The sequence below is a fragment of the Neisseria sp. HMSC064E01 genome, assembly GCF_001808875.1.
Classification (GTDB): domain Bacteria; phylum Pseudomonadota; class Gammaproteobacteria; order Burkholderiales; family Neisseriaceae; genus Neisseria; species Neisseria sicca_A.
Genome location: NZ_KV794864.1, coordinates 1,256 through 5,877, shown reverse-complemented (window position 1 = coordinate 5,877; position 4,622 = coordinate 1,256). Strand labels below are relative to the sequence as shown.

Genomic DNA, 4,622 nt, shown 5'->3' with positions numbered 1-4,622 from the left:
GGAATCGGTAAAGCCGCCGTTGAAATGAAAACGAAGCTACAAGAAAACGGTTTGCGGGCTGATTGCCCGTCCTATGGGCAATCCCTGCCAAATCGAATCATTGATTTACGTTTACCCGGCTTCTTCAACATGATGGACGGCACAGGCGGAGAAGAAAACGCTATTTTCGACATCTTGGAAGACATGGAGAAAGAAAAAGAAGCGGCTTTGGACAATTTGAAATAGCAACACTCAAACAGCCGCCCAAAGGCTGAAAAATCGCTATTGGGCGGCGTTCTGAAAGGATTAAGGACATGACCCCGAAACAAGAGCAGTTTGCCCGCCTGTATGTAGAAACGGGCAATGCGAGCGAAGCATACCGGCAAGCCTACAACACCGACAACATGAAGCCCGAAACGGTAACGAATGAAGCCTATAAGCTGCTTCAAGACCCCGATATTTCCGCGATGGTGGACGGCTTAAAGGAAGAAGCGCGGCAACGACACGCGGTAACGGTGGACGACCTGTTGAGCGAATTGGAGCAAGCGCGCGCGGCGGCACTGGCAGCCCCTACCCCGCAAAGCAGCGCGGCGGTATCGGCAACGATGGGCAAAGCAAAAATGCTGGGCTTATTGGTGGATAAGGCGGAAATCAAGGCGGAGGCGGAAATCAGCCAAGTAATACAGGAAGAGCGCAAATGCCCGCTAAGTCAGGAAGAAATGCAGCAAGTCATGAACGCTTTTTTCAATAAGCCGTACAGTGAAATCACGCTTGAAGACATCATCGGAACCGTTGGAGAAGATACAGAGCGCATCGGGTATGTAATAACCATGATTATCGTGGGTAAAAAATTTTAGCCGTCTGATGCAAAAATCATTTGACAAATCGAGCCTTGAGAATCAGAATTTAGGTTCTCTCAAAACGAAATACCCAATCAGCAGGGTAACGCTGATTTTTTATCGCCAAAATTCTTTTACAGGTGTTTGCAATGTTATCAAACGTTAGCATTTCAGACGACCTATCACGAGTTATGGCGGTGTCTGCCAACCGCAAGGCGCAGGCTGGTTTTATTTCGCCAGAGAGAGCACCGCCCCCCCCTTATTGGGGCGTTCTCAAAATCTCTAAAGAAAGAAATACCATGACTTCAAATTTCCCCCAAATTCAAGACGTTCAATCCCCATCAGGACAAGGCTTTTGCGCTGTCGTCCACGAACCGACCGCGTATTTAGCCGATATTGACGTTCATTCATGCACCGCCCGCCGTTTGGGCATCTATCCATCACACGCCGCCGCCGTTGCCGCCTGCCGGTCGTTTATTGCTTTGCTTTCAGACGACCTAAAAGCATGGGCTGCTTACAGCGTAACGACAGCCGAACAAATCCACTAAATCCCTGAAAAACACCCGCCTTTATGCCGCCCGTTTTGGACGGCATGGGGCAAACTTCGCCCTAGTGTTTTTGTAAGTATCTGATTTTTCGATGCTTTATAATTTTGGTGCGCTGGGGCATGGAGGACTTTAAACCATGAAACCGACTGACAAAAACGACCGTTTCCGCCGCTATTCCAACCGCGCTTTGCTGGTGTTTGGGGTGTTGTTGATAGCTTTGGCAATCCGAGCCTGTAACCAGCCTGCCCATGCAGAGACGGAGCAGGCAATACAGACAACGCCGACCATATGGGAGACCGACCCGATGGCAGGGGTGGTTTTAGAACCTGTAACAGGGGAGGCAGAACAATGAAACCGACCTATCAAGACATCAAAGCCGCCGCGCAATACCGCTGGCAGGAAATCCACGCCGCCATCGGCATAGACCCGCGATACCTGAAAAACAAACACCAGCCTTGCCCCGCGTGTGGGGGCAAAGACCGTTTCAGATACGACGACAAGGACGGCAACGGTACATTCATTTGCAGCCATTACAACAATGGCGCGGGCGACGGTTTCGGCTTGGTAATGCATTATCTGAATTGCGGTTTTGACGAAGCATTACGCGCCGTAGCGGGCGTGTTGAACATGGGCGGGGCAAACCCCCTACCCATACCGCCCACGCGCCCACAGACGCAGCCACGCCACGAAAAAGACCACATCGGCAAACTTGCCGCATTGTGGAACGGGGCAGAGCCGATAACCGCCGATTCCCCCGCCGTGCAGTATTTAAAATCACGCGGTTTGGACATGGCGCAGTTACCTGAAAACGTCCGTTTTTTGAGAGAGGCGGATTATTGGACTAGTGGCGAAAATGCGCCGCTTTTCATCGGTCGTTTTCCCTGTATGGTTTGCGCCATCCGCGATACAGGCGGCGAGCTTCAAGGCTTGCACATGACCTATTTTCAGACGACCTATGACACGCCATACGGAGAGGACGGACAACACGCCCCGCATTATCAAAAACTTGCAATCAGCCACCCCGAAACGGGCGAAGCCTTGCCAGCCAAGAAAATGCAAAGCCGCAAACAGGGCAGCATTTCAGGCATGGCGGTTCACTTGTTCCCCGTCCCTGAAAACGGACGACTTGTCATCGCGGAGGGCATAGAAACCGCCCTTGCCGCCCGCGAACTGTTCCATACCCATGACTGGGGTTTATGCGCCGCCTTGAGCGCAAACAGCTTGGCGAAATACCGACTTTCAGACGACCTAAAGGAAATCGTGATTATTGCCGATAACGACACGCCGCGCCCCGTAGGTTTCAAAGCCGCGCATGATTTGGCAGTCCGAGCCATCAGGCAGGGCATCAAGGCGCGTATATGGCAGAGCGACACACTAGGCTATGACGCATTGGACGAACTGAAAGAAAAAAGGTCGTCTGAAGCCCAATCAGACAACACCATACCAAACACCGGAGGGAAAGCAGCATGAAAAATACCGAAACAGCGAAGCAGGAAAGCACCAAAGACTACAACATCAACGACATCGAACCATACCAACCGCGCCCCCGCTTCGATACCGACCATCGGGGCGTATGGTGGATAAACGTCAGAACGGGCAAAGACGGCGAAGCCATCGAAGCAGAGCCGCTATTACTTTCCGACCCTATCGACATCATCGGCACAGGGCAGGACAACGACGGCGCGTATTACCGCGTTATCCGCTGGCAGGACAAAATCACACGCCAAACCAAGACCGCCGCCATCCCACAAGCGGAAATCGGCACGGTTCAAGGCTGGCAGCGATTGCAGGGTTACGGCTTGACCGTCTTATCAGGCAGAGCCAAACGCGAACGGCTTGCTGATTATTTGCAGACACAGGGCAGCCGTACCGCCTTTACCATTACCGACCGCGCGGGCTGGCACGGCGACACCTACATCATGCCCAGCGGCGAAACCATCACGGCAGACGGCAAAACACCCGCCGTCATCTACAACGGCGACACCAGCCAAGCGGCGGCATACCGACCAAACGGAGAATTAACCGACTGGCAGCAAAATATCGCCCGATACGCAGCGGGAAACAGCCGCCTATGCCTTGCATTGGGCGCGTCCTTTGCCGCCCCCTTGCTGTCCCTGTTGAGCGAAGAATCAGGCGGTTTCCATTTGACGGGCGATTCATCCGACGGCAAGACTACCGCCGCAAAAGCAGCCTTGAGCGTATGGGGCAGACCATCGGGCAGCCTGTTGTCTTGGAGCGGCACGAAAATAGGCTTTTCCAATACCGCCGCCGCCCGCAATGACGGCTTGCTGGTGTTGGACGAAATCGGGCAGGCAAGCCCCCACGTCATCGGCGACACCGTTTACAGCGTCATGAACGGAATCAACAAAGTACAGGGCGCAAAACAGGGCGGAAACCGCGCCTTGAGCCGCTGGAAAGTGATGATGTTCTCGACAGGCGAAAAGACCCCCGATTCCATCCTGAAACACCACAAAGGCGATTGGAACGCAGGGCAAGCCGCCCGTCTGCCCAGTATCAGAGCCGCCGCCCGATACGGCATTTACGACACCTTGCACGGCTTCGAGAGCGGCGCATTATTGAGCGAACATATCGCCCAATCCGCCGAACAATATCACGGAGCAGCGGGCAGGGCTTTCATCCGACGGCTTTCAGACGACCTAGAACAAGCCAAACGGCAGGCAAACGAGCGCATGACCGCATTTATGGAGACCGTCCCCGAATTGTCAGGGCAGGCGCGAAGAGTAGCAAAACGCTTTGCCCTTGCCGCCGCCGCATTGGAGCTTGCCGCCCCCGTTACCGGTTTAGCCGCAGGCGTAGGCATGGCAGGCGTGAAACAATGCTTTGATGAATGGCTGGAAGCCAACGGAGCGGGGAAACACGAAGACCGCCGAATCATCGAGCAGGCGGAGGACTTTATCGACCTATACGCGTTAGGCATGAGGTTTACGGATTGGAGCGATAAAAGTACCAACAAAGACCATGCAGGCTATCGGAAACAGGGGGGGGAGAAATTGGAATTGTGGGTAATCCGCCGTGTCTTTGCCGATGAAATCGCCCAAAGTTTCGATGAACAGAAAGTATGCCGCGTGTTGTTAGATGGGGGATTGCTGAAATACAACCACAAAAACAAAGGCTACCAACACCAGCGCAAAGGTAGCGGCTGGTTTTATGTGCTGACCCCCGATATGGAACTGGACGACTGACCGTTTGCATAGGGTTAATTTAAAACGCCCACCAAGCCCGCCATGACCGATAC

The 4,622-nt window shown here is 53.6% G+C and carries 5 protein-coding genes and 1 pseudogene; all 6 read left to right on the top strand.

The genetic code is table 11. From position 1 onward, the window contains the following. A pseudogene (locus HMPREF2572_RS00335) lies at positions 1 to 225 on the top strand (hypothetical protein); the annotation flags it as partial. Between the two features lie 68 nt (positions 226 to 293). Further along, positions 294 to 836, top strand: coding sequence for a terminase small subunit (locus tag HMPREF2572_RS00330; RefSeq protein WP_070495317.1), 543 nt, complete (start codon positions 294 to 296; stop codon positions 834 to 836). A gap of 281 nt (positions 837 to 1,117) precedes the next feature. After that, entirely contained in the window at positions 1,118 to 1,366 is a 249-nt protein-coding gene (locus HMPREF2572_RS00325) for a hypothetical protein (protein ID WP_070495316.1), read from the top strand. Positions 1,367 to 1,502: 136 nt separating this feature from the next. After that, positions 1,503 to 1,718, top strand: a complete 216-nt coding sequence (locus tag HMPREF2572_RS00320; RefSeq protein WP_070495315.1) for a PTS sugar transporter subunit IID — start codon at positions 1,503 to 1,505, stop codon at positions 1,716 to 1,718. After that, positions 1,715 to 2,836, top strand: coding sequence for a DUF7146 domain-containing protein (locus tag HMPREF2572_RS00315; protein WP_070495312.1), 1,122 nt, complete (start codon positions 1,715 to 1,717; stop codon positions 2,834 to 2,836). Before HMPREF2572_RS00320 ends, HMPREF2572_RS00315 begins: the two co-directional genes overlap by 4 nt. Further along, on the top strand, positions 2,833 to 4,569 hold the full coding sequence (locus tag HMPREF2572_RS00310) for a DUF927 domain-containing protein (protein WP_070495310.1): 1,737 nt from the start codon (positions 2,833 to 2,835) through the stop codon (positions 4,567 to 4,569). Before HMPREF2572_RS00315 ends, HMPREF2572_RS00310 begins: the two co-directional genes overlap by 4 nt. The last annotated feature ends 53 nt before the right edge of the window (positions 4,570 to 4,622 follow it).

Bases quoted from the DNA above. Each gene is read 5' to 3' on its own strand.
- HMPREF2572_RS00315 (WP_070495312.1), top strand. From the start codon at position 1,715: ATGAAACCGACCTATCAAGACATCAAAGCCGCCGCGCAATACCGCTGG.
- HMPREF2572_RS00325 (WP_070495316.1), top strand. From the start codon at position 1,118: ATGACTTCAAATTTCCCCCAAATTCAAGACGTTCAATCCCCATCAGGA.
- HMPREF2572_RS00310 (WP_070495310.1), top strand. From the start codon at position 2,833: ATGAAAAATACCGAAACAGCGAAGCAGGAAAGCACCAAAGACTACAAC.
- HMPREF2572_RS00330 (WP_070495317.1), top strand. From the start codon at position 294: ATGACCCCGAAACAAGAGCAGTTTGCCCGCCTGTATGTAGAAACGGGC.
- HMPREF2572_RS00320 (WP_070495315.1), top strand. From the start codon at position 1,503: ATGAAACCGACTGACAAAAACGACCGTTTCCGCCGCTATTCCAACCGC.